We start from the raw sequence: 22,935 nt of genomic DNA on the forward strand, positions 1-22,935 counted from the left end.
CAAAATATTAACAAAACATTATGAATATAGAAGTTATCAACAAAGTTATTAGCAAATCAATGAAAATCAACTTATAAGAGTATATGTAAGGAAAATTAGACGTTATTTCTATAGAAAAGTGTAAATTTGCAAGCCAAAAGAGGAAAAAACAAAATGAAGATATCATATAACTGGCTACAACAATTTTTACAATTAGACTGGTCTCCTGAAAAAACAGGAGAATTACTAACTGATCTTGGGTTAGAAGTTGAGGGTATTGAGTTAAAAGAAAGTATTAAAGGTAGCTTAAAAGGTGTAGTAGTAGGAGAGGTGTTAACATGTAAAAAACACCCAAATGCGGATAAGTTAAAAGTAACTACTGTAAATCTTGGTCAAGGTGAACCTGTACAAATAGTTTGTGGAGCTCCAAATGTTGATGCTGGACAAAAAGTACCTGTAGCGACAATTGGTACAATGTTATATGATGAGAAAGGAGAAGGTTTCAAAATCAAGAAAGGTAAAATTAGAGGTGAGGAAAGTCATGGAATGATTTGTGCTGAGGATGAACTTGGTCTAGGAAATAGTCATGATGGTATTATGATTTTAAAGGAAGATTTGGTACCAGGAACTCCATGTGCTGATGTGTTTAAAATTGAAACGGATCATGTCTTTGAAATCGGATTAACACCAAACCGTGCCGATGCTATGAGTCATTATGGTGTTGCTCGTGATTTAAGAGCAGGTTTAATGCAAAAAGATGTAAACCTTGAATTAATTTCTCCTTCTGTTTCAGATTTTCATGTTGATGAAAGACGATTAAAGATCGACATTGAAGTTGAAAATAAAGAGCTAATTCCTAGATATTGTGGAATTACAATTACAGATGTTGAAGTTAAAGAATCTCCAGAGTGGATTAAAAATAGATTAAAAGCCATTGGAATTGCACCAAAGAATAATGTAGTTGATATTACGAACTACGTATTACATGAACTTGGTCAGCCTTTACATGCTTTTGATGCTTCTAAAATTAGAGGAAATAAAGTTGTAGTCAAAACTTTAGAAGAGGGAACTAAATTTGTGACTTTAGATGAAGTTGAAAGAGAGTTATCTGCTGAAGATATTATGATTTGTGATGCTGAAGATAACCCGTTATGTATTGGTGGAGTTTTTGGGGGATTAAAATCTGGAGTTACGGAAAATACGACAACAGTTTTCTTAGAAAGTGCATATTTTAATCCGGTTGCTATTCGTAAAACAGCTAAACGTCATGGATTAAATACTGATGCTTCTTTCCGTTTTGAAAGAGGAATTGATATCAATCAAACAAAGTATGCATTAAAAAGAGCAGCTTTATTGATTGAAGAATACGCTGGTGGAAAATTGTCTTCTGATATTTTAGATTTCTTTCCTGAAAAAGTGAAGGATTTTGAAGTATTCTTATCTTTTGATAGTGTGTACAGATTAATCGGTCAAGAAATTCCAAAAGAAACAATAAAGAATATTTTAGCATCTTTAGAAATTAAAATTAATAGTGTTACTGAAGCTGGTTTAGGTTTAGTAATTCCTTCTTATAGAGTTGATGTTCAAAGAGAAGCTGATATTATTGAAGAAATCTTAAGAGTTTACGGATATAATAACATTGAATTCTCACACAAATTGAATGCATCAATTTCTTTTGATGATGATAAACAAGTTAAAGTTGAGAATACCATTGCAAACCAATTAGTATCAATTGGTTTCAATGAAACTATGTCAAATTCTTTAACTAAAGAAGATTATATCTCTTTATCTGAAGACTTAAATGCTAACTTTAATGTAGAAATGTTGAATCCTTTAAGTAGTGATTTAAAGGTAATGAGACAGTCTTTATTATTTAGCGGATTAGAGAGCATCGCATATAATATTAACAGAAAGAATAATGCTTTAAAATTCTTTGAATTTGGTAAAACATACCACAAATTTGAAAGTGGATATGAAGAACAAAAGCATTTAACTTTATTTGTTACGGGAAGCAGAGTAAAAGATTCTTGGAAAGTAGCGAATACAGCTTCTGATTTCTTCTATTTAAAAGGAGTAATCTCAAGTTTATTCGAAAGAGTTGGACTAACAAACTTAAAAACATCTCCAAGTAAATCTGATGTATTCTCGGAAGGACTTACCCTTAGTTTAGGAAAAACGAAGTTGGTAGATTTTGGAGTTGTTAAACGTTCTATTTTAAAGGAATTCTCAATTAAACAAGAAGTGTTATTTGCAGATATTAAATGGGATGTAATTCTACCATTAGTTGGTAAAAAGAAAATTAAAGTAGCAGATTTACCTAAGTTCCCAGCAGTAAAGAGAGATTTAGCTTTATTGTTAGATCAAAAGGTAGAATTTAAAGAATTATATAATTTAGCTTTCCAATCAGAACGTAAATTATTGAAAGAAGTAGATTTATTCGATGTTTATGAAGGAAAGAATTTACCAGAAGGTAAAAAGTCATATGCAGTAAGTTTTGTGTTACAAGATGAAAACAAAACACTTAACGATAAGCAGATTGATAAAATAATGCAAAAATTACAGCAAACATTCGAAAAGAATGTTGGTGCAGAATTAAGATAGTATAAGCTCCTTTTGGGAGCTTTTTTTATAAAATAAAAGTAAGTAATGTATAAATTAATTATTCGTCCTATTTTTTTTCTTTTCGATCCTGAAAAGATTCATCATTTTACATTTTCATTAGTTAAGTTTCTTTCACGGATTCCATTTGTGAGTGGAATTTTTAGAGGGTTATATCAAGTTAATGATAAAAAATTAGAACGTAATTTATTTGGGTTAACATTTAAGAATCCGGTAGGATTAGCTGCGGGTTTTGATAAAAATGCTGTATTATATAATGAGTTAGCTGATTTTGGTTTTGGTTTTATAGAAATCGGAACGGTAACTCCAAAAGGTCAAGTTGGGAATCCTAAACAACGCTTATTTAGATTAAAAGATGATAAAGGAATTATCAATCGAATGGGATTTAATAATGAAGGATTAGAAGCTGCGATACAACAGTTAAAAAAGAATAAAGGAAAGGTAATTATTGGAGGTAATATTGGTAAGAATACAGCCACTAAACCAGAAGACTACACTGCGGATTATACTTTATGTTTTGAAGAATTACACCCACATGTAGATTATTTTGTGTTGAATGTAAGCTGTCCGAATGTTTCGAGTCATGCCAAATTGGAAGATGCTGATTATTTAAAAGAGTTAATTACGGAAGTTCAAAAAATTAATAATACAAAATCTGTTCAAAAACCAATTCTATTAAAAATTGCACCAGATTTAAATACAAATCAGTTAGATGAGATTATTACTCTAGTTGCTGATACTAAAATCGATGGTGTAATTGCGTCTAATACTTCAGTAGATAGAAAAGGATTAAAAGCTTCTGATGAGAGATTAAAAGAAATTGGAAATGGAGGATTAAGTGGTCAACCGATAAAAGATAAAAGCACGAAGGTTATTAAATATTTATCGGATAATTCAAATAAATCATTCCCAATTATTGGAGTAGGTGGTATCCATTCTGAAAAAGATGCATTAGAAAAAATAGATGCAGGAGCGGATTTAGTTCAAATTTATACTGGATTTATATACGAAGGACCAGCTTTAATAAAACGTATAAATAAGGCTATTTTAAAAAGAGCTTAATACATGTTAGAAATATTAATCTCTTTCGCGTTATCTACTGGTGCTTTAGCTATATCTCCTGGTCCTGACAATATTTTTGTATTAACTCAAAGTATTGTAAATGGAAGGAAGTTTGGAATTGCAACAGTTTTAGGACTTATGACAGGTTGTATAATTCATACTACTTTAATAGCGTTTGGTGTTTCAGAAATTATACGAACTAATGAGAATATTTTCTTTATTATAAAGTTATTCGGAGCAGCTTATTTGCTGTATTTGTCTTATAAAGTCTATAAAAGTGATGCAAAAATTGCTTTTTCTACAGAGAATGTAGAGAAGAAATCGACATTCGAATTGTTTAAAACTGGATTTTGGATGAATATTTTGAATCCAAAAGTTACTATATTTTTCTTAGCGTTCTTTCCACAGTTTTTATTTTCAAAAACAATCTCTACTGTTATACAATTCTATGTGTTAGGTGGGATTTTTATTTTGGTTTCATTTATTGTATTTTCTTTAATAGCCATTTTAGCAGGCTCTATTTCTGAGTTCATTAAGAGAAACCAAAATGTGGGTGTATTCCTAAAGTGGTTACAAATTATAGTGTTTGTGGGAATTGCAATTTTTATTTTAATTCCAGATTAAATCACCATTCCATTCGTTTTACTAAATTTTCTATATGAGCGAAATGATGGTTACAATGCCAAGCATAAATACCGATATTTTCTTTTAAGGTTACTTTTTCATTTCCATCAGGATGAATAAAATATTGCTCTAATTCTTCTGGTTTTAATAGTTTTAGAAAGTAAACCCATTTGGCATGTAAAGTTTTTAGCGAGTTTAATGAAAGCTCTATTGGTCCATTTTTAGAATCTGGAAGTTCTGCCCACCTTTCTTCATAATACGCCTTAATAACAGGTTTGTCTTCGGTTAAAGTCCACTTAAAACGCGTGTAGGAATTATGATGACTATCAGCACAATGATGTACTACTTGACGAATAGTCCAACCTTCATCACGATAAGGAGTATCCAATTGATCTTGATTAAGATTGGAAACTAATTTTTGAAGTCTATCAGGAAAATCTTCAATTACTTGAATCCAATTTTCAATATGTTCTGTAAGTATTTCTGAGGGTATTTCTGGCTTTCCAATTGGATATTTTAGATGTTCCATGCTATTACTTATTTGTTAGTCGTTCTAGGTTTCTTTTAGAACTTCTATTTTCAGGATTTATACTAAGTGCTTTTTTATAACTTTCTATAGCCTTTGCAGTATCTTTTTGCTTCTTATAGGCATCTCCGAGACTATCAAATGTATTAGAACTTCTAGGATATAATTCGGTATTAATTTTAAAAATATAAATAGCTTTTTCCATATCGTCATTTCTTAAATAACTATAACCTGTTCGATTTAGATTTCTTTCTCTAATTACAGGATTTAAACTATCTCTTTCTTTAATTTGTTTGTATCCTTTTAATGCGAGTTCATAATTGTTTTCTTCAAGGTATTCACTAGGAGTTTTTTCTCCGTCTTTTAACTTTAAAAAAGTAAATTTTTCACCTTCATGTTCTCTTTTCTCAGCTAAAACAATCTTACTTTCCTTAGTGTTGAAAATGAGTTTTTCATTTAATTCCTTGGCATAGAATACACTATCATTAACTTTTAATGGCTTTAAATCAGAGTTTCGCCATTTTAAGTATAATTCTTGATCTTTAAACAATACTTCAATTACTTCATCAGCATTAAAGAAGTATCTACCAGAAGCATTATTGATAAAGTCTTGGTCATTTTTTTTAGAGGTACAATTTATCAATAAAATTGCGCATAGAAGTGAGAAAAAAAGTTTAGCTTTCATAGAGTTCATTTAAGTATTAAAAATAAGACGAAATTTTTTATTTGATGTTACAGCTTTAAGACTTAAATTCATTTGGTTGGCATAACTATTGACTTACTATAGTAGAATAGATAACTGTTTTAATATTAATTCACTGTATATAAGTGTTTTGTGGTTTTTTATTCTGATATATAAAAATTGAAGTAAGATATTTAATGTCATATTGACAGATATAAAAGATATGAGTAGATCAAAAATTATACATTTGGACAACTTGTCTTTACAAGATATGTTGAATGAAGATTCAGAGTTAATTCCTTTATTAACTCCAGAAGACGAGGAGATTATCAATAAAGAAGAAGTACCAAGTGAGTTACCAATACTACCTTTAAGAAATACCGTTTTATTTCCAGGAGTAGTAATTCCAATTACTGCAGGTAGAGATAAATCTATCCAATTAATAAAAGACGCTAACAAAGGGAATAAAACATTAGGTGTAGTTGCTCAAAGAAATAGTGAAGTAGAAGATCCAACGTTAGATGATATCTATCACACTGGAGTTGTTGCTCAGATTTTAAGAGTGTTAAAAATGCCTGATGGAAATACAACTGTTATTATTCAGGGTAAAAAACGCTTTGAAATTAATGAGTTGATTCAGCAAGAGCCTTACATGAAAGCAAAAGTTTCTGAAGCTATTGAAGAAAGAACTATTGATGATCAGAAGGAGTTTGATGCAATTATTGAATCCATCAAGGAATTAGCTTTAGATGTAATTAAGGAAAATCCAATGTTACCATCAGAAGCTTCTTTCGCTATCAAGAATATTCAGTCGAATTCGTTTTTAGTAAACTTTATTTCCTCTAATATGGATTTAAGTGTTGCTCAAAAGCAAGTTTTACTTGAAAAAGATAGTTTAAAAGAAAGAGCGCTTTTAACATTAAAAAATCTTGATAAAGAATTACAAAAGTTACAATTACGTAATGATATTCAATCTAAAACTAGATCAGACTTAGACAAACAACAAAGAGAATATTATTTACATCAGCAATTAAAAACCATTCAAGAAGAGTTAGGCGGTGTTTCTCATGATCAAGAACTTGAGGAAATGAGAGCACAGGCTAAAAAGAAAAAATGGTCAAAAGAAGTAGGAGAGACCTTCGATAAAGAAGTGAATAGACTTCGAAGAATGAATCCTCAAATGGCTGAATATGGTGTACAACGTAATTATTTAGAGTTATTACTAGAATTACCTTGGGGAGAATATTCTGAAGATAAGTTCGATTTAAAAAAGGCACAGAAAATATTGGATCGTGACCATTTTGGTTTAGAAAAGGTAAAAGAACGTATCATAGAACACTTAGCTGTATTAAAGCTACGTGGAGATATGAAATCTCCAATAATATGTTTATACGGACCTCCAGGTGTGGGTAAAACTTCTTTAGGTAAATCTGTTGCAGAGGCATTAGGAAGAAAATATGTACGAATGTCTTTAGGTGGATTGAGAGATGAAGCAGAGATTAGAGGACATAGAAAAACATATATAGGTGCGATGCCTGGTCGTTTAATTCAGAATTTAAAAAAGGCTGGTACTTCAAATCCTGTTTTTGTATTAGATGAAATTGATAAATTAGGACAAAGTCATCAAGGAGATCCGTCTTCAGCAATGTTAGAAGTTTTAGATCCAGAGCAAAATACTGAGTTCTACGATAATTATTTAGAAGTTGGTTATGACCTTTCAAAGGTATTATTTATAGCAACAGCAAATAATATTAATCAAATTCCTTGGGCATTAAGAGATCGTATGGAGATTATTAATGTAACTGGATATACTATTGAAGAAAAGGTAGAAATAGCCAAGAAATACTTGTTACCTAAACAATTAAAAGAACACGGATTAAAAGATGAGCATTTAAAGTTAGGAAAATCTCAAATCGAGAAAATTGTAGAAGGATATACTAGAGAGTCTGGAGTTCGTGGATTAGAGAAACAAGTTGCGAAAGTAGTACGTTATGCTGCCAAGTCAATTGCAATGGAAGATGAGTATAATGTGGCATTGACAAATGAAGATATTGAAACAATTTTAGGCCCAGCAAGATTAGAACGTGATAAATATGAAAATAACGATACAGCAGGTGTTGTTACTGGTTTAGCATGGACAAGTGTTGGTGGAGATATTTTATTTATAGAATCTATTTTATCTAAAGGAAAAGGGAATCTTTCTATTACGGGTAATTTAGGAACTGTAATGAAAGAATCTTCAACAATTGCAATGAAGTATATAAAATCAAATGCGGAAGAGTTTGGTATCAAACCAGAGGTTTTAGACAATTATGATGTTCATATTCATGTTCCTGAAGGAGCAACTCCTAAAGATGGACCAAGTGCGGGGGTTACCATGTTAACTTCTTTAGTTTCTGTATTCACGCAGCGTAAGGTGAAGAATAAAATAGCGATGACTGGAGAGATTACGTTAAGAGGTAAAGTGTTACCAGTAGGTGGAATTAAAGAAAAAATATTAGCTGCTAAAAGAGCAAATATTAAAGAGATAATTCTTTGTGCAGATAATAAGAAAGATATTGATGAAATTAAGGAGAGTTACTTAAAAGGATTGAAATTCCATTATGTAACAGAAATGAGTGATGTTATTGATATTGCTCTTACAAAGCAAAAAGTAAAGAATGCTAAAAAGTTATAAAAAAAACTCCCGAATGGGAGTTTTTTTGTAGAGTAAAGTTATGTCATAGGCTGTATTATTTGCTAGAGTAATAGTATTCATTATTTGCTTTATGGAAAGAGTTGGCAATCATATGTAATTGTTTATCGGACATTTTAGAAGTTTTCTCTAGAATCTTAACATATTTATCTACCATTTTTTTAGATGTTGGATATCCTATATTATTTCCATTCATATCAATAGAGATATCAATAAAGTTTCCATTCTCATCTAAAATATACCAAAAAGGAAAACTGTTATTTCGTATGCTTTTAGTCTCTAAGTAATTTTCAGCTTCCTCTTTAGAGAGTTCAACGTTTACAATTACGTAGCTTTTATCGTATAGTTCTTTACAAACATCTTTTTGGATTTGCTCTTTAAATTTATCGCTGAGTTCACAGGATTTCGAGGTATAATTGACAAATACATATTTGTTTTCTTCTTTAGCCTTTACAATAGCTTTTTCAATTCGTTCTTTACTATTTTGTGCAAATAAAGAATTTAGTGGAGTGATAATTAGAACTAGTAATAGAGTAATTAATTTATACATATGTAATATAATTTTGAGGATTAGTATGTATTAAATTTAGCTAAAAATATGATTTTTAGTACGTTAGCTCATCTATACTTTATAACGGTTAATCGAAAGAAACTTGCCTTAGAACGTAGCATTTTTAAAGGCTATTTTTTGAGTTTATTTTGTTGTAAAACAGGTAGTTGTTTTGTTGTTGTAAATAAAAAAGGCCTCCGATTGGAAGCCTATTTTTGATAGTTAATTGTAAGGAAAATTATTTACTAGTGTAAAGTTGTTGGTTATTCTTATTGAAAAAAGAATTACTAATTAGTTTCAAATTTGATTCAGTAAAATTTGATGTGTTTTTAATAATGGCTAGAAAACTATCCATATTTTCCTTGTTAGGATAACCTATGTTTTGCTCACCGTCTACAAAAGAGGTAGCTACAAAATTTCCAGACTTATCTAGTACATACCAAAATGGAAATTGTACAGAATCACAATTACTTTCTCCAAAAGCTTTAACTGGATTTGAGCAGTGCACAAAATCTGATGTTTCTTCTTTCGATACAGTAATGTTCACAACAACATAATTAGAAGCAAAAACCTGTTTAAAAGAGTCTGTATTCATTAAAGATTTCATCTTTTCACTTACTTTGCAAGAAGATGATAAATAATTAATAAATACATGTTTGTTTTCTTTCTGAGCTTTTACTAAAGCATTCTCAATAAGATCTGAGTTAGAATTTTGCTGTTGAGCGTTAGAAAAATTGAATGAAATGATAACTAGAAGTATAAAAATATTTCTATACATAATTTAGGGGAATAAGGGATTTACCCCACGAAAGTATGTAAAATTCTGTATGCTAACAAATTAATTTATCAACAATTTGTGAATATGCTATTTTTTTAACTATAAAAATAAACATATGTTAATTTGTTTTAATTAAACTACTGACTTGTTTACTATTTAATATTATTCATTACATCTTTTAATGCTTTTAAGAATACTGAATTTCTTACTATAGTTTCTCCATAGCAATTATTTTTGTTTGGACATTCAGTAATACAACCCGTAGTACCACAAGTATTAACTATTCTACAAGTTTGACTTTTGTCTTTAAATTTATAATCTTGACCACCAGATAGTAAAAATCCTTCCACTTCATGAGTATTCCTATTGAAAACTGGACCTCCAGAATTTCCAGCGAAAGTATCAAGATTAGCATTAAATATATATGGGTTGTTGTTTTTTGTTACCCAAGCTTTATCGGCTAATTTTTGTGGCAATCCCAGAGGATGACCTATCGTGTATAAAGCTTGGTTAACCTCTATTTTCGAGTTCCAATTTAAATTTAAAATTCTAGATTTATCCATTTCTTCATTCGTTCTAATTATGGCATAATCTAAACCTTTTTTATTTTTACCAACTCTTTGAACCTTTTTACCTGTAATTATTTGAGATTTTTTGATTACAATATTTTTAGATTCATCATTATTTAGTCTATAGTCTAAAATAAAGGCTTTATTCATAAGATCAGCATTTGATAATATACAATGTCCCGCAGTAATTAATACATTCTTGCCAACAATAAATCCCGTACATGTTGTATGTTTATAAGCAATAGATGGCTGTTTTACAAACCTTTCAGAGTCGCAAGATTTAATCATTGGGTCATCAACCAAATTAGTTGTTTCTAGCTTAAATGAATTATTAGTACTTTTTTTTAATAAAGAATTATTCACGATTAGTACAATTCCATTAGAGTTTTTTCGTATTGTATCGTTATTTGTAAATTGTACTTCCGTTCTATTGTCTTTACTATATTTTATATCAATACCATATATATCTCTAGACGTTTTGTTGTAGAAGTAAAGATTTTTAAGTAATGCAGCTTTAAAAATATCTTCTAGTTTGGAGTTTTCTATATAATTATTAAAACTTTTATCTCTGGTAAACTCATCTCTGTTAAGTTTATCAGTCTTAATAAGGTAAAGCAGTTTTAATTCTTGTGGCGATAACTTTTTAGATAATTCTTGAGGAGTAACTTCTATTTGACTAAAAGTATTAAAGTATGAAATTAGAAAAATAATAAGTAGAGTAATTTTTTTCATGATTAAAATTATTTAAGATTTTACAATTTTAATATGTATTACATTTTTAAATCTACCTATAATTAGGTAATTATTAAGTTACTTCCACTTGATATTACAGCCTATACTTGGTTTTTGAATTTCTAAAGGTGATGCGTTTTGTAACAATAGTTCTATAGCATATCTGAAGTCTTTACCTGTTACTGATGTATCATTACCTGGACGAGAATCATCTAGTTGTCCGTGATACACCGATTTTAAGTCATGATCAAAAAGATACAAATCAGGAGTACAAGCTGCGTCGTATGCTTTTGCTACTTCTTGAGATTCATCATATAAATAGGGGAAAGGATAATTTAGATTTTCTGCTGTTTTCTTCATTAGTAACGGCCCATCTTGCGGATAGTTTACAGCATCATTACTACTAATCGCAATAAATGAAATTCCTTGTTCTGCATAATCATTGGCCATTTTCACTAGCTCTTCATTAATATGAATTACAAAAGGACAATGATTACAAATAAAGAATATAGCTGTGCCTTTTTCACCTTTTACATTTACTAATTCAACGAAGCTATCGTCTACTGTATTTAACAACTTAAAGTTTGGAGCTACTGATCCTATTTTAAATTCATTTGATTCTGTAAGTGCCATGTTCTTTGTATAATGATTATAAATCTCTTAAATCTACTGTTAAACCGTTTTTCAAGCTACCTTTTGTATCCAGCTCAAAAATTTTAGAAGCAACATATTCAGGAGTATATAATTCTTTATTTTCCTTTAAATCAATAAAACGTTGCACATTTCTAAAATCAGAACTATTTGTTGTTCGTATCTGAGATTGCATATTTGTATCTACAACACCAGGGCGAATTCCAAAAGCCTTGGTAGGATTATCAACATACTCTTGTTCTTGAGCTATAGTTGCAGTCATCATATCAATGGCAGCTTTTGAACTACAATAAACACTCCATCCAGTGTATGCTTTTTTAGCCGCACCGGAAGAAATAGTTATGATTTGCTTCAAACAGTTTATTGACGAAAGTTCTTTAATAAATATACTTGAAAAGGACAACGGAATTGTGGTATTCAGAACAATTGATTTATGAATGTCTTCAGGAGAAATATGTTCTAAGTTTGCTATTTGACCTAATCTACCTGCATTATTGATTAAAGTAATGGATTCAATAGGTGTAGATTTAAGTTTTTGGATGAGATTTTCAAATAATAGAACCGAGTCGTTTAGATTTGAAAGATCAACTTTAATTTCATTTATAATTTCACTATTATTTGTAGTTCTCGATAAAGAATAAACCTCATAACCGTTATTGGAGTAGTGGTTGGCAAGGGCTTTACCAATTCCTTTACTTCCGCCAGTTATAATTAAGATTTTACTCATGTAATAGTTTTTTATATAAAGATAAGGTTTCGTTTACAGTTCTTTGAATACTGTATACATTAAGTATGCGCTCTTTGGCATTGACACCCATTTTAGCGCATAGTTCTCTATCATTTGCTAATTTTGAGATGGCTTTTCCTAATCCTTTTGAGTCTTTTAAAGGAACTACAATTCCAGAGTTTTCTTCGATAAGCTCAGTGCATCCTCCGGCATCTGTCATAATAACAGCTTTACCAATACTCATGGCTTCACTAATTGCTCGCCCAAAGCCTTCACTTAATGAAGATTGAACATACATGTCACTTCCAGCAAGTAAGTTAGGTACGTCGTTTCTCTTACCTAAAACATGTATTCTATCTTTGATTTTACTGTTATTTCTAATTTTATCTAAATGAGGTACATCTGTATTTTCACCAATTAATACGTAATGAATTTTCTCATTAGAATCTAGAAAATTGGATGATTCTAAGAAGTACTTTGTTCCTTTTACTTTTCTATGATTTCCAATTGAACAAACCACAATAGCTTCTTTTGGAATTCCTATTGTCGTATAATCAAAAGGCGTAACATCTGAGAACCATTCCGAACTATATCCTTTAAAAATACGAACAGCTTTCTTTTTATGCTTTCCGAAAAGTTGCTTTTTAACGTGATTATATACAAAGTTGCTATTGCCAATTATAGCGTCGATTCTCGGATTTAAATAGGTTAAATATGAACTAGGATCATACCAGTGTAAACTAACAGAACCAAAATAAATAACAGCTTTTACTTTTGGAAACTTGCGAAGTGTAATTAAACCACTTCTAGCTGCTTTTCCGCTAATAAAATGAACAATATTAATATTGTATGTTGTAATAAGATCAGCAATTTTGTCTTGATATTCTGAATCTATTTTCTTTTCAGGGTGAAGTTTTAAAAAGAAAGCACTTTCATCTTGAGATTTAATATAATCACTTACTTCTTCATTAATAGCCCCAATTAAATAGGCATTTACACCTTCTTTTTTAAGGCCTAAAAATAGGGCGACTTGTGCAATTTGAGTGTTTAAATTCCCTCCACCTAAAACAAAAAGTACATTCATCTTAATTACTTATAAAACGTTTTGGCTTCATTCCAAAAAACATCCATTTCAGCCAAACTCATATCAGATAACTCTTTTCCTAATTCTTTAGCTTTCTGTTCTAAATATTGAAAGCGATTAATGAACTTTTTATTAGTTCGTTCTAGTGCATTTTCAGGATTTACTTTGATGAATCGAGCGTAGTTAATCATAGAAAATAAAACATCTCCAAACTCTTTTTCAATATTTTGTTGATTTCCATTTTCAATTTCTTCGTTTAACTCATTAAGTTCTTCTTGAACTTTTTCCCATACTTGATGCGGTTCTTCCCAATCAAATCCAACTCCAGCAACTTTGTCCTGAATTCTATTGGCTTTTACCAAAGCAGGTAAGCTTCGAGGTACGCCTTCTAAAACTGATTCTTTACCTTCTTTAAGTTTTAGTTTTTCCCAGTTTTGTTTTACCTCTTCTTCATTTTCAACAGAAACGTCACCATAAATGTGTGGATGTCGTTCTATTAATTTATCTGAAATAGAATTTGCAATATCAGCTATATCAAAAGCCTTTTTTTCACTTCCAATTTTAGCATAAAAAACGATGTGCAAAAGCACATCGCCTAATTCTTTTTTAAGCTCTTCTAGATCGTTATCTAAAATAGCATCTCCTAATTCGTAAACTTCTTCAATAGTTAAATGTCTTAAACTCTCTAGAGTTTGTTTTTTATCCCAAGGACATTTTTCTCGAAGCTCATCCATAATGTCTAAAAGACGATTAAAGGCTTCTAATTGTTGTTCACGAGTATTTGACATATGTCTATTCTTCTTCGTCTGTAGTAACTTCTTCTTGTGCTAATGTCGAGAAATCAAAATTCGCTTTAGCTAAGATATTGTACCACTGAATTACTTTCTTAATGTTTGAAGTATATACTCTTTCATCATCATAATCAGGTAATACTTCTGAAAAATATGCAGTTAATTTGTTTGCACTTTCTTTATGAGAAATAGCTTCTTTACCATCTTCTTTATCTGCTATATTCTTAAAAACGTCAGCTAATGGAATATCATCAGCATAAGTAAAAATTGCGATGTTCTCTAATAAACTAACATTATGAGTTGCTGTAATCGGCATACGTTTTTCATCTAATAATGACTTAACGATTACACCACTTTTAGTTTGTGATAAAATTTCAAATAAACCTGGTTTTCCAGATACAGCTATAATTTTACTAAATTCCATGTATTTAATTATCTTTTTAATTTAGGAAAGCGCATTCTATAATCAGATCTAATCTTTCCTTTTGAAATATTTTCTAGTTTTTTCTTAATTAATCTTTTCTTTAATGAAGACAATTTATCCGTAAATAAAACCCCTTCAATATGATCATATTCGTGTTGGAAAACTCTTGCAGCAAGTCCAGATAAAACTTCTGTCTTTTTTTCAAAGTTCTCGTCATGATATTCAATAGAAACGGTAGGTTTTCTCCAAACATCTTCTCGTACATCAGGAATACTTAAACATCCTTCATTAAAAACCCACTCTTCACCTTCTTCTTCAACAATTTTAGCATTGATAAAAACACGATTAAATCCTTCAAGAACCTTGCGGTCTTCATCGCTTAAATCTTCATCAGCTGCAAAAGGAGAAGCGTCGATTACGAATAAACGAATATCTTTTCCAATTTGTGGAGCAGCCAAACCAACACCAGAGGCATTGTACATTGTTTCTTTCATGTTGGCAATTAACTCTGTAAGATTAGGATAATCTTTGTCAATTTCTTTCCCAACTTTTCTTAAAACAGGATCACCATATGCGACAATCGGTAAAATCATATACAATTAAGTTTTAAAATGCACGCAAAAGTACAAATAACGTTTTTTACTTTAAATTATTTGCTATATAAATATGATTGAAGAATTATAGTAGCACTAATTTCATCAACTAAGGCCTTATTTCTTCGTTGTTTCTTTTTCAAACCACTATCGATCATTGTTTGAAAAGCCATCTTCGAAGTAAAACGCTCATCAACTCGTACAATAGGAATTGAAGGAATATTTTTCTTCAGTTTTTCTAGAAATGGAACTATAAGTTGTTCACTTTCACTATCGGTATTGTCCATTTGTTTAGGTTTACCAACTAAGAAAAGTTCAACAGTTTCTTTAGAGGTATAATCTTTAAGGAAAGGAACTAATTCTTCCGTTGGAACCGTAGTTAACCCTGATGCAATTATTTGTAACTCATCAGTAACAGCTATTCCTGTTCTTTTTAATCCAAAATCTATAGCAAGTATACGCGCCAAATTATTTTATTTTTGGCAAAAATACTCATTTTAAACAAGGAAACGATTTCTGTTTAAAAAATGTATTTTCGCTATTCAATTTAGATACTGATTTATATTTGCATAAAATATTTTACAATGACAGAAATTCGTTCAATTATAGAAAAAGCTTGGGATAATAGAGAGCTTTTAAAAGAAGAAGAAACCGTAAACGCTATAAGAAAAGTAGTTGATTTATTAGATTTAGGAGAGTTACGTGTAGCGGAACCAACTGCAGACGGATGGCAAGTAAACGAATGGGTTAAAAAAGCAGTTGTTTTATATTTCCCAATTCAAAAAATGGAAACTTTAGAGGCTGGTATTTTTGAATATCATGATAAAATTCCTTTAAAAAGAAATTATAAAGAAAAAGGAATTAGAGTAGTACCAAATGCAGTTGCACGTCATGGAGCGTATATTTCTGCCGGAACTATTTTAATGCCAAGTTATGTGAATATTGGAGCTTACGTAGATGAAGGAACAATGGTGGATACTTGGGCAACTGTAGGTTCTTGTGCTCAGATTGGTAAAAACGTTCACTTATCAGGAGGTGTCGGTATTGGAGGTGTTTTAGAGCCTTTACAAGCTGCTCCAGTAATCATAGAAGATAATGCTTTTATTGGATCGCGTTGTATTGTTGTGGAAGGAGTTAGAGTAGAGAAAGAAGCTGTTTTAGGGGCAAACGTTGTATTAACAGCATCTACTAAAATTATTGACGTAACAGGAGATGAGCCAGTTGAAATGAAAGGTAGAGTCCCTGCTCGTTCTGTAGTAATTCCAGGAAGTTATACGAAGAAATTTGCAGCTGGAGAGTATAATGTTCCATGTGCTTTAATTATTGGAAAACGTAAAGAAAGTACAAATAAGAAAACATCGTTAAACGATGCACTTAGAGAATATGATGTAGCTGTATAAAAATTACATATTTTTTTTTAAGTTTGCCTTAATTAAAAATTACAATAATGAAAAGAAAAATTTTAACGGCGATTACAATATCGACCGTGTTATTTTCTTGTACAGAGAATACAAGTAAATTGCTAGAAAAAGATTATGAGAAAAATGAACGTGATCAGTTACGTAATAGTAGTAGCTTTATTACAAATAGTGATGATTTAGTATCAATAGACCCAAATGGATCAACATCATCCTTGTCTCAAGATTTAATTATTGAAGTTCACAGAGATAAAGATCTAGATGATGATAGATTGTATTACAGAGTAGGAGAACTTGATGCAAGTAATACTATAGAGTGGAAAAGTATTGAGTATTACACGGCAGGTAACCATCCTAGCATAGGGTATAATGGTCATAATATTTTTGAAGTACATAGAGATAAAGATACTTATGACGATCTACTGTATTACAGATACGGAACATTAAGTAACGATTTGAAGATTTCCTGGTCAAATATTCAATTTATGACGGCGGGAAATCAGCCGTCCGTTGATATCAATAATTCCAATAATGTAGTCGAAGTACACAGAGGTAAGACGGATAATGATTTATATTTCAGAACAGGAACTATTACATCTCCAACTAGCTTTAGTTGGAAAAATATTTCATTTCTAACGACAGGGAAGTATCCTGATGTTTCTATAAATGACAGTAATATTGTTGTTGAAGTTCACGAAGATAAAGATGAAAGTGATGATGATATGTATATTTGGATTGGAGAATTAGCATCTAATGGTTCTATTTCTTGGAAAACTAAGCAAAGATATACTGATGGTATTAGACCTTCCGTAAGTGTAAACAACAGTAATATAATAGTGGAAGTTCATCAAGATCCAGATTTCTTTGATAGTGGAATGTACATATGGATTGGAAGAATTAATTCCGATTTCTCAATTACTTGGTTAAGTAAATCTAGATATACAGATGGTAATGAGCCTACAGTGTCAGTTAAAGGAAATAAAATAATTGAGATGCATAGAGCTGATGGAGGAAGGTTTTCGACTCAAATGTATTACAGAGTAGGAGAAATCTTATCAAATAATACTGTAAGTTGGAAAAATAATGTGCCTTACACGCGTGGTAGACTTCCAAGCGTGTCATTTTAGAGAGAATAAGATTTAATAATTTTAATATAGATCAAGTATAATATTTATATTGTACTTGATTTTTTTATGAACAGAATAGTAATATATACAGGAGCCTTTGGCAAGAATTATGGAATGGTTCCTCAAAAAAAAATAAAAGGAGTAGACTTTTTCTGTTTTACAGATGATAAGAAAAAAGTAAATTCTCCTTGGAAATCTATTGAATTGAAAAGTGAACATATTGATGAAGGTAGAAAAAATAGACATCCAAAAATTCTTCCTCATCTTTATTTTAGCGATTATGAAATAAGTATTTATTTAGACTCTAATTTTCTAATTGTAGGTGATATTCATAAGTTATTGGAGAGTCTAGGTAATTTTAAAATGGGAATTTTTGATCATAATCAATGTAGTGATAATAGAGATTGTATTTATGATGAATATGATGTTTTATTGAAGTTAGGAGCGGATAGAGGCTGGTATAAAGATGATCCAATGGTAATGAAAAATCAGATTGAATTTCTAAAGAAAGAAGGATATCCTAAAAACAATGGATTGATTTCTTCGGGGGTTTTAGTAAGAAAGCATAACGATCCTGAAGTTATTAAAGTAATGGAAGATTGGTGGAATATTGTATCTACTATGAGTAAAAGAGATCAATTGAGTTTCGATTACGCTGCTTGGAAAAATAAGTTCAAACCAACTATAATTAAAGGAGATTTAAGAAGAGGAAATCCTTATTTTTACTTCGTTTCTATGGCTCAACGAAGCTATACTTTTAAGGTTTTAAAATATAGAATTAAACGATTCTTCGGTATTAAAAAGCACCCATAAATGATTAAAATTTCAATAATCATATCATATTACAAGGCATTAGATAACTTAAAATTAATTCTAGAAGCCTTGAATCATCAAAGTTCTCGTGATTTTGAAGCAATTATTTCTGAAGATGATAATAACGACGAGACAATTCAATTTCTTAAAGAACATAGAAAAGATTATAACTTTTCTATTTTACATGTAAATCAGGAGGTTGACGATGGTTTTAGAAAAAATCAAATGTTAAATAAATCGATAAAAGCTTCCAACGCAGAAACATTAGTTTTTATTGATGGAGATTGTATTCCACATAAACATTTTGTTAAAGCATATATTGAAAATGTTCAAGATAATGTAATGCTAAAGGGAAGAAGAGTAATGCTTGGTGAAAAGATTACGGAGAATATTCAACAGAATAAAACTATAGAACCACTAAAAGGATTATCTGTATTTTTCTCTGATTCTGGTAAAAAGAAAGAAGCAATTTATTTAGGAAACAAGAGTTTACTTTTAACCATGAAAGATAAAGGTCTGCTGGGCTGTAATTGGGGAATTCAAAAGAAACATTTAATAGATGTAAATGGTTTTGATGAAGATTATATTAGAGCTGCTGTTGGAGAAGATACAGATATTGAGTGGAGATTAAAGAGAAACGGTATTGGAAGTAAATCAATGAAAAACAAAGCAATTGTTTATCATCTACATCATGAAAGAAGCTATTCAAATGAAGGTGTAGAGAAGAATAGAGTATTGTTAAGAGAGAAACTAAAATCAGACAATTTTGTTTGTTTAAATGGTTTGGAAAAACGTTAAATTATGAAATTAGGTTTTGATGCCAAGAGGGCATATCATAATACTACGGGATTGGGAAATTATAGTAGAGATCTATTAAAAATATTAGCTGCTTTTTATCCAGATAATAGTTATGTATTGTACAATCCAAAACCTAAAAAAGTAGATCGTTTAAGTGATTATAAGAACTTAATAGAAAAATTACCTCACTCTTTTTTAAATAAAAAGTTTTCTTCTTTTTGGAGACAGGGAGCTATTGTAAATCAATTAAAACAAGATAAAATTGATTTATATCATGGGTTATCTGGTGAGATTCCAAGAAATATTAAAAAAGAAGGAATACCTTCCGTTGTTACTATTCATGATTTAATCTTTGAAAGATATCCAGAACTGTATTCTTTTTTTGATAGAAAAATTCACTTTAACAAGTTTAAGTATGCAGCTCAAAATGCTGATAAAGTTATAGCAATAAGTGAACAAACAAAAAATGACATTGTTGAATTCTTAGCTATTGATGCATCTAAAATTGAAGTAATTTACCAAGGTTGTCACTCTGTTTTTAAGGAGATTGCAACAAGTAGCGAGATTGAAAAAGTTAAGAGTAAATTCAATTTACCCGAAAAATTCATACTTAATGTTGGTACAATAGAAGAAAGAAAGAATTTACTAAGTATTGTTAAATCTATAAAGAACTTAGATGTTCATCTTGTTGTTGTTGGACGAAAAACCAAATACTATAATCGAGTTTTGGAGTATATTAAGACAAATCAATTAACGAATAGAGTTCATTTTTTAGAGGGAGTTGATTTAAAAGAATTGTCAGTATTATATCAAAGTGCAGAGATTTTTGTTTATCCTAGTATTTTTGAAGGCTTTGGTATTCCAATTATAGAGGCTTTATATAGTAGAACACCTGTAATTACATCAAAAGACGGCGTTTTTCCTGAAGCTGGAGGTCCTGATTCGTGCTATGTTGATCCTAATAATATCGATGAATTTACAAAAGCTATTGATCTTTTATTAAAAGATGAAACTAAGCGCAATGATATGATTGAAAAAGGTCATAAATTTGTTCAGAAATTTAATGATGAAGTAATTGCCAACGCTATTATGAAACTATATAAAACGGTTTTAAATGAAAACTAATAAAACCATTTGTTTTTTTAATTCAACCAAAACTTGGGGAGGTGGAGAAAAGTGGCACTACGAAATGGCTACGTACTTGCATACACAAGGATTTAAAGTTTTGGTAATAGTTTCTCCAAATAGCGAACTAAGTCAGAAACTTAATAAAATAGTAGTTCCGAAAGAAGAAATCAAAGTATCGAATTTTAGTTATTTAAGTTCTTCCAAGATTAAAAAAGTAGTGAACTTCTACGAAAAGCACAATGTAGGAACTGTGGTCATGAACTCTTCTGAAGATATGAAATTAGGAGGGATTTCTGCAAAAAGAGGAGGAGTTGAGAGAGTAATTTACAGGAGAGGGAGTGCAATACCGATTAAGAATTCATTTATCAATAGATATTTCTTTAAAAAGGTTTTAAATGAGGTTTTAGCCAATTCTGAAGCTACTAAAACTACTATAAATGCTAAAAATCCAGGTTTATTTCCAAAAGATAATATTACTGTAATTCCTAACGCTATAGATGTAAATGGTTTTGATGCATTAGATTCAAAAGCATTATATCAAAAAGAAGGTAATGAAATCGTTCTTGGTAATTTAGGAAGAATGGTTTTTCAGAAAAATCAAGAGTTTTTAATAGATGTTGCCTTAGAGCTTAAAAAGAGAAATTTAGATTTTAAAATCTTAATTGGTGGAGATGGTAAGCTTGAAAATGTTATTAAAGAAAAAATTCAGCAGCATAATTTAGAAGAAAATATAAAGCTACTTGGTTTTATAGATAATCCAAAGAGCTTCATGAATAGTATAGATGTGTTTTTACTACCATCTAGATGGGAAGGTTTTGGATATGTTTTAGCTGAAGCAATGTTATGTGAAAAACCATGTGTAGCCTTTGAAATTAGTAGTAATTCTCAAATAGTAGATGATAAAGAAAATGGGTTTTTAGTCCCTTTTGAGGATGTGATAACGTTTTGTGATAAAATTCAAATCTTTGCTAAAAACAAAGACCTTATCAGTAAAATGGGAGCACAAGGAAGATTGAAAATTGAAAATGAATTCAATAGCGAACTTATACAAAATAAAGTAAAAGAGTATTTACTTTCCTAGTTTAGATTGTTTATTACGTTCTCTGAGCTTAAGGTATTTTAAGACGCTATATTCAGCAATATATGTACTCCATACATATCCTTCATAACCATTTAAAATGTTACCTCTAACAAAATATTCTTTGATAAATGCCAAAGGGTATTTAAAAATTAGTAATAATAAATTAACGCGTTTTTTCTTCTTAAAATATTCTTCAGAAACTAAAGTAGCATATCTGTTTTTCTTATAATTAATTTGTTCTACAGTATTCGCTGTGAAGTGATAGAATGCATTTTTAAAACGTCCCTTTTTACCTTTAAACTCTACAGTTTCGTGTACTTTTTTATTTGAGAAGTTAGCGAATGTTCTATTAAACAATCTTAGAACAGGCGTATTCCTTAAGTATCCATATTTGAATATTTTTCCTAAATAAACATGTTTTCTATTTAGGTAATAGGCTTTATGAGAAATTGACTCTTTTGAAAATTCAGATTGAATTTCTTCGATAAGTTCATCGGTTAATACTTCATCTGCGTCAATAGATAAAACCCAGTCAAAACTACATTGTTCAACAAGATATCTTTTCTGTTCTCCATAACCATTAAATTTCTTAGTAAAAACTTTCGCGCCAAAAGAAGAACAAATCTCGACGGTTTTATCTGTACTGTTAGAATCAACAATTACAATTTCATCACACCAAGTAAGTTTTTCTAAAGTACGAGCAATATTACTTTCTTCATTAAAAGTAATAAGAGCGGCACTTATTTGGTGTTTATTCATTCTGTAATAATTTTATGAAACAAACATAATGTAATTTCATCATTTTCTAGGATTCTAATTTGTGAATAGTACAAATTAGTTTTTAAACCTTCTGTTTTACATTTTAAAAGGTATTAATAGAACAGATATATGTAAATTTGCCCTACATTTTTATGAAAAAAAAATACTTAAAAATGATTCAGGATACATTACTATACTTAGAACAAGGAAAGACAATATTATATCCAACTGATACAGTTTGGGGATTAGGTTGTGATGCAACTAATAACGATGCTGTTAAAGAAATTTATAAGCTTAAAAACAGAGCAGAAAGCAAAAGCTTAATTGTCTTAGTGAATTCTTTGGAAATGCTAAAGAAGTATGTTTCAGTCCCGAAAGCTGCAGTAGAAATTCTTTCAAAAACGAATAAACCCACAACTATTATTTATAGTAATCCAACTGGAATTGCTTCAAATATTATAAACAAAGAGGATAATACATTAGCAATTCGTATTGTTCAACATGATTTTTGTCAAGAACTCATAGAAGCTTTCGGTAAGCCAATTGTATCTACATCTGCCAATGTTAGTGGAAACCCTACACCAAAATCATTTTCTGAAGTAGAAAAAGCAATTTTGGATAGCGTAGATTATATAGTAAATTTGCAGCAAGATAAAGTATCAGAAAAATCTTCAACTATATTAAAAATTGAAGGAGAAGAAATAATTGTGATTCGAGAATAGAGT

At 30.1% G+C, this 22,935-nt stretch carries 24 protein-coding genes; 11 read left to right on the plus strand and 13 right to left on the minus strand.

The annotated features are described in order from the left end of the window. Positions 1 to 153: 153 nt before the first annotated feature. Genes pheT through ABNT61_RS01935 form a run of 3 tightly spaced genes read left to right on the plus strand, consistent with a single transcriptional unit; the run spans position 154 to position 4,284 of the window. On the plus strand, positions 154 to 2,580 hold the full coding sequence (gene pheT / locus ABNT61_RS01925; RefSeq protein WP_348711696.1) for a phenylalanine--tRNA ligase subunit beta: 2,427 nt from the start codon (positions 154 to 156) through the stop codon (positions 2,578 to 2,580). Between the two features lie 45 nt (positions 2,581 to 2,625). Further along, complete coding sequence (locus ABNT61_RS01930; RefSeq protein WP_348744629.1) at positions 2,626 to 3,660, plus strand: quinone-dependent dihydroorotate dehydrogenase; 1,035 nt, start codon at positions 2,626 to 2,628, stop codon at positions 3,658 to 3,660. 3 nt (positions 3,661 to 3,663) lie between these two features. Continuing rightward, positions 3,664 to 4,284, plus strand: a complete 621-nt coding sequence (locus ABNT61_RS01935; protein ID WP_348744630.1) for a LysE family translocator — start codon at positions 3,664 to 3,666, stop codon at positions 4,282 to 4,284. Position 4,285: 1 nt separating this feature from the next. Here the strand turns inward: ABNT61_RS01935 and ABNT61_RS01940 are convergent, their stop codons facing one another. Together ABNT61_RS01940 and ABNT61_RS01945 are read right to left on the minus strand one after the other, a co-directional pair. Further along, positions 4,286 to 4,813 (minus strand): YfiT family bacillithiol transferase, encoded by a 528-nt coding sequence (locus ABNT61_RS01940; RefSeq protein ID WP_348744631.1) that lies wholly within the window; start codon positions 4,811 to 4,813, stop codon positions 4,286 to 4,288. A 4-nt stretch (positions 4,814 to 4,817) separates the two neighbouring features. Beyond that, complete coding sequence (locus tag ABNT61_RS01945; RefSeq protein WP_348744632.1) at positions 4,818 to 5,495, minus strand: tetratricopeptide repeat protein; 678 nt, start codon at positions 5,493 to 5,495, stop codon at positions 4,818 to 4,820. A gap of 220 nt (positions 5,496 to 5,715) precedes the next feature. Here ABNT61_RS01945 and lon point away from each other — a divergent pair, with 220 nt between their 5' ends. Then, positions 5,716 to 8,169 carry an endopeptidase La gene (gene lon, locus ABNT61_RS01950; protein WP_348711702.1) on the plus strand — a complete coding sequence of 818 codons (2,454 nt, stop codon included), beginning with the start codon at positions 5,716 to 5,718 and terminating at the stop codon, positions 8,167 to 8,169. A gap of 55 nt (positions 8,170 to 8,224) precedes the next feature. On the opposite strand, the gene ABNT61_RS01955 is transcribed toward lon, so the two are convergent. From ABNT61_RS01955 to ruvX, 10 genes are all read right to left on the minus strand, one after another. Next, the gene (locus tag ABNT61_RS01955) at positions 8,225 to 8,737 is read right to left on the minus strand and encodes a hypothetical protein (protein WP_348744633.1); all 513 of its coding nucleotides are present in this window, start codon (positions 8,735 to 8,737) and stop codon (positions 8,225 to 8,227) included. Positions 8,738 to 8,975: 238 nt separating this feature from the next. Next, positions 8,976 to 9,515, minus strand: coding sequence for a hypothetical protein (locus tag ABNT61_RS01960; RefSeq protein ID WP_348725661.1), 540 nt, complete (start codon positions 9,513 to 9,515; stop codon positions 8,976 to 8,978). A 152-nt stretch (positions 9,516 to 9,667) separates the two neighbouring features. Further along, on the minus strand, positions 9,668 to 10,816 hold the full coding sequence (locus ABNT61_RS01965; protein WP_348744634.1) for a serine protease: 1,149 nt from the start codon (positions 10,814 to 10,816) through the stop codon (positions 9,668 to 9,670). Positions 10,817 to 10,894: 78 nt separating this feature from the next. Further along, positions 10,895 to 11,449 carry a thioredoxin family protein gene (locus ABNT61_RS01970; RefSeq protein ID WP_348744635.1) on the minus strand — a complete coding sequence of 185 codons (555 nt, stop codon included), beginning with the start codon at positions 11,447 to 11,449 and terminating at the stop codon, positions 10,895 to 10,897. Between the two features lie 16 nt (positions 11,450 to 11,465). Beyond that, positions 11,466 to 12,194: an SDR family NAD(P)-dependent oxidoreductase gene (locus ABNT61_RS01975; RefSeq protein ID WP_348744636.1), complete on the minus strand. Its 729-nt coding sequence runs from the start codon at positions 12,192 to 12,194 to the stop codon at positions 11,466 to 11,468. Beyond that, entirely contained in the window at positions 12,187 to 13,278 is a 1,092-nt protein-coding gene (locus ABNT61_RS01980; RefSeq protein ID WP_348744637.1) for a glycosyltransferase, read from the minus strand. Before ABNT61_RS01980 ends, ABNT61_RS01975 begins: the two co-directional genes overlap by 8 nt. A gap of 5 nt (positions 13,279 to 13,283) precedes the next feature. Then, entirely contained in the window at positions 13,284 to 14,066 is a 783-nt protein-coding gene (mazG, locus tag ABNT61_RS01985; RefSeq protein WP_348744638.1) for a nucleoside triphosphate pyrophosphohydrolase, read from the minus strand. A gap of 4 nt (positions 14,067 to 14,070) precedes the next feature. Next, positions 14,071 to 14,493 (minus strand): DUF5606 domain-containing protein, encoded by a 423-nt coding sequence (locus ABNT61_RS01990; protein ID WP_348711714.1) that lies wholly within the window; start codon positions 14,491 to 14,493, stop codon positions 14,071 to 14,073. Between the two features lie 8 nt (positions 14,494 to 14,501). After that, on the minus strand, positions 14,502 to 15,086 hold the full coding sequence (gene def / locus ABNT61_RS01995) for a peptide deformylase (protein WP_348744639.1): 585 nt from the start codon (positions 15,084 to 15,086) through the stop codon (positions 14,502 to 14,504). A gap of 56 nt (positions 15,087 to 15,142) precedes the next feature. Beyond that, positions 15,143 to 15,553 carry a Holliday junction resolvase RuvX gene (ruvX, locus tag ABNT61_RS02000; protein ID WP_348744640.1) on the minus strand — a complete coding sequence of 137 codons (411 nt, stop codon included), beginning with the start codon at positions 15,551 to 15,553 and terminating at the stop codon, positions 15,143 to 15,145. A gap of 117 nt (positions 15,554 to 15,670) precedes the next feature. Here ruvX and ABNT61_RS02005 point away from each other — a divergent pair, with 117 nt between their 5' ends. From ABNT61_RS02005 to ABNT61_RS02030, 6 genes are all read left to right on the plus strand, one after another. Beyond that, positions 15,671 to 16,486, plus strand: a complete 816-nt coding sequence (locus ABNT61_RS02005) for a 2,3,4,5-tetrahydropyridine-2,6-dicarboxylate N-succinyltransferase (protein ID WP_348711718.1) — start codon at positions 15,671 to 15,673, stop codon at positions 16,484 to 16,486. A gap of 47 nt (positions 16,487 to 16,533) precedes the next feature. Further along, positions 16,534 to 17,631, plus strand: a complete 1,098-nt coding sequence (locus tag ABNT61_RS02010; RefSeq protein WP_348744641.1) for a hypothetical protein — start codon at positions 16,534 to 16,536, stop codon at positions 17,629 to 17,631. Between the two features lie 66 nt (positions 17,632 to 17,697). Then, positions 17,698 to 18,444 (plus strand): glycosyltransferase domain-containing protein, encoded by a 747-nt coding sequence (locus tag ABNT61_RS02015; protein WP_348744642.1) that lies wholly within the window; start codon positions 17,698 to 17,700, stop codon positions 18,442 to 18,444. Further along, entirely contained in the window at positions 18,445 to 19,242 is a 798-nt protein-coding gene (locus ABNT61_RS02020; protein WP_348744643.1) for a glycosyltransferase, read from the plus strand. 3 nt (positions 19,243 to 19,245) lie between these two features. Next, positions 19,246 to 20,367: a glycosyltransferase family 1 protein gene (locus tag ABNT61_RS02025; RefSeq protein ID WP_348744644.1), complete on the plus strand. Its 1,122-nt coding sequence runs from the start codon at positions 19,246 to 19,248 to the stop codon at positions 20,365 to 20,367. After that, positions 20,357 to 21,451, plus strand: coding sequence for a glycosyltransferase (locus ABNT61_RS02030; RefSeq protein ID WP_348744645.1), 1,095 nt, complete (start codon positions 20,357 to 20,359; stop codon positions 21,449 to 21,451). Before ABNT61_RS02025 ends, ABNT61_RS02030 begins: the two co-directional genes overlap by 11 nt. Here the strand turns inward: ABNT61_RS02030 and ABNT61_RS02035 are convergent. Beyond that, the gene (locus ABNT61_RS02035; protein WP_348744646.1) at positions 21,440 to 22,210 is read right to left on the minus strand and encodes a glycosyltransferase family 2 protein; all 771 of its coding nucleotides are present in this window, start codon (positions 22,208 to 22,210) and stop codon (positions 21,440 to 21,442) included. The two genes, ABNT61_RS02030 and ABNT61_RS02035, sit on opposite strands and share 12 nt — an antisense overlap. A gap of 152 nt (positions 22,211 to 22,362) precedes the next feature. On the opposite strand from ABNT61_RS02035, the gene ABNT61_RS02040 reads away from it, so the two are divergent. After that, positions 22,363 to 22,932: an L-threonylcarbamoyladenylate synthase gene (locus ABNT61_RS02040; protein ID WP_348744647.1), complete on the plus strand. Its 570-nt coding sequence runs from the start codon at positions 22,363 to 22,365 to the stop codon at positions 22,930 to 22,932. Positions 22,933 to 22,935 lie beyond the last annotated feature (3 nt).

Source organism: Tenacibaculum sp. 190524A05c (assembly GCF_964036595.1).
In the GTDB taxonomy this organism is placed as follows: domain Bacteria; phylum Bacteroidota; class Bacteroidia; order Flavobacteriales; family Flavobacteriaceae; genus Polaribacter; species Polaribacter platacis.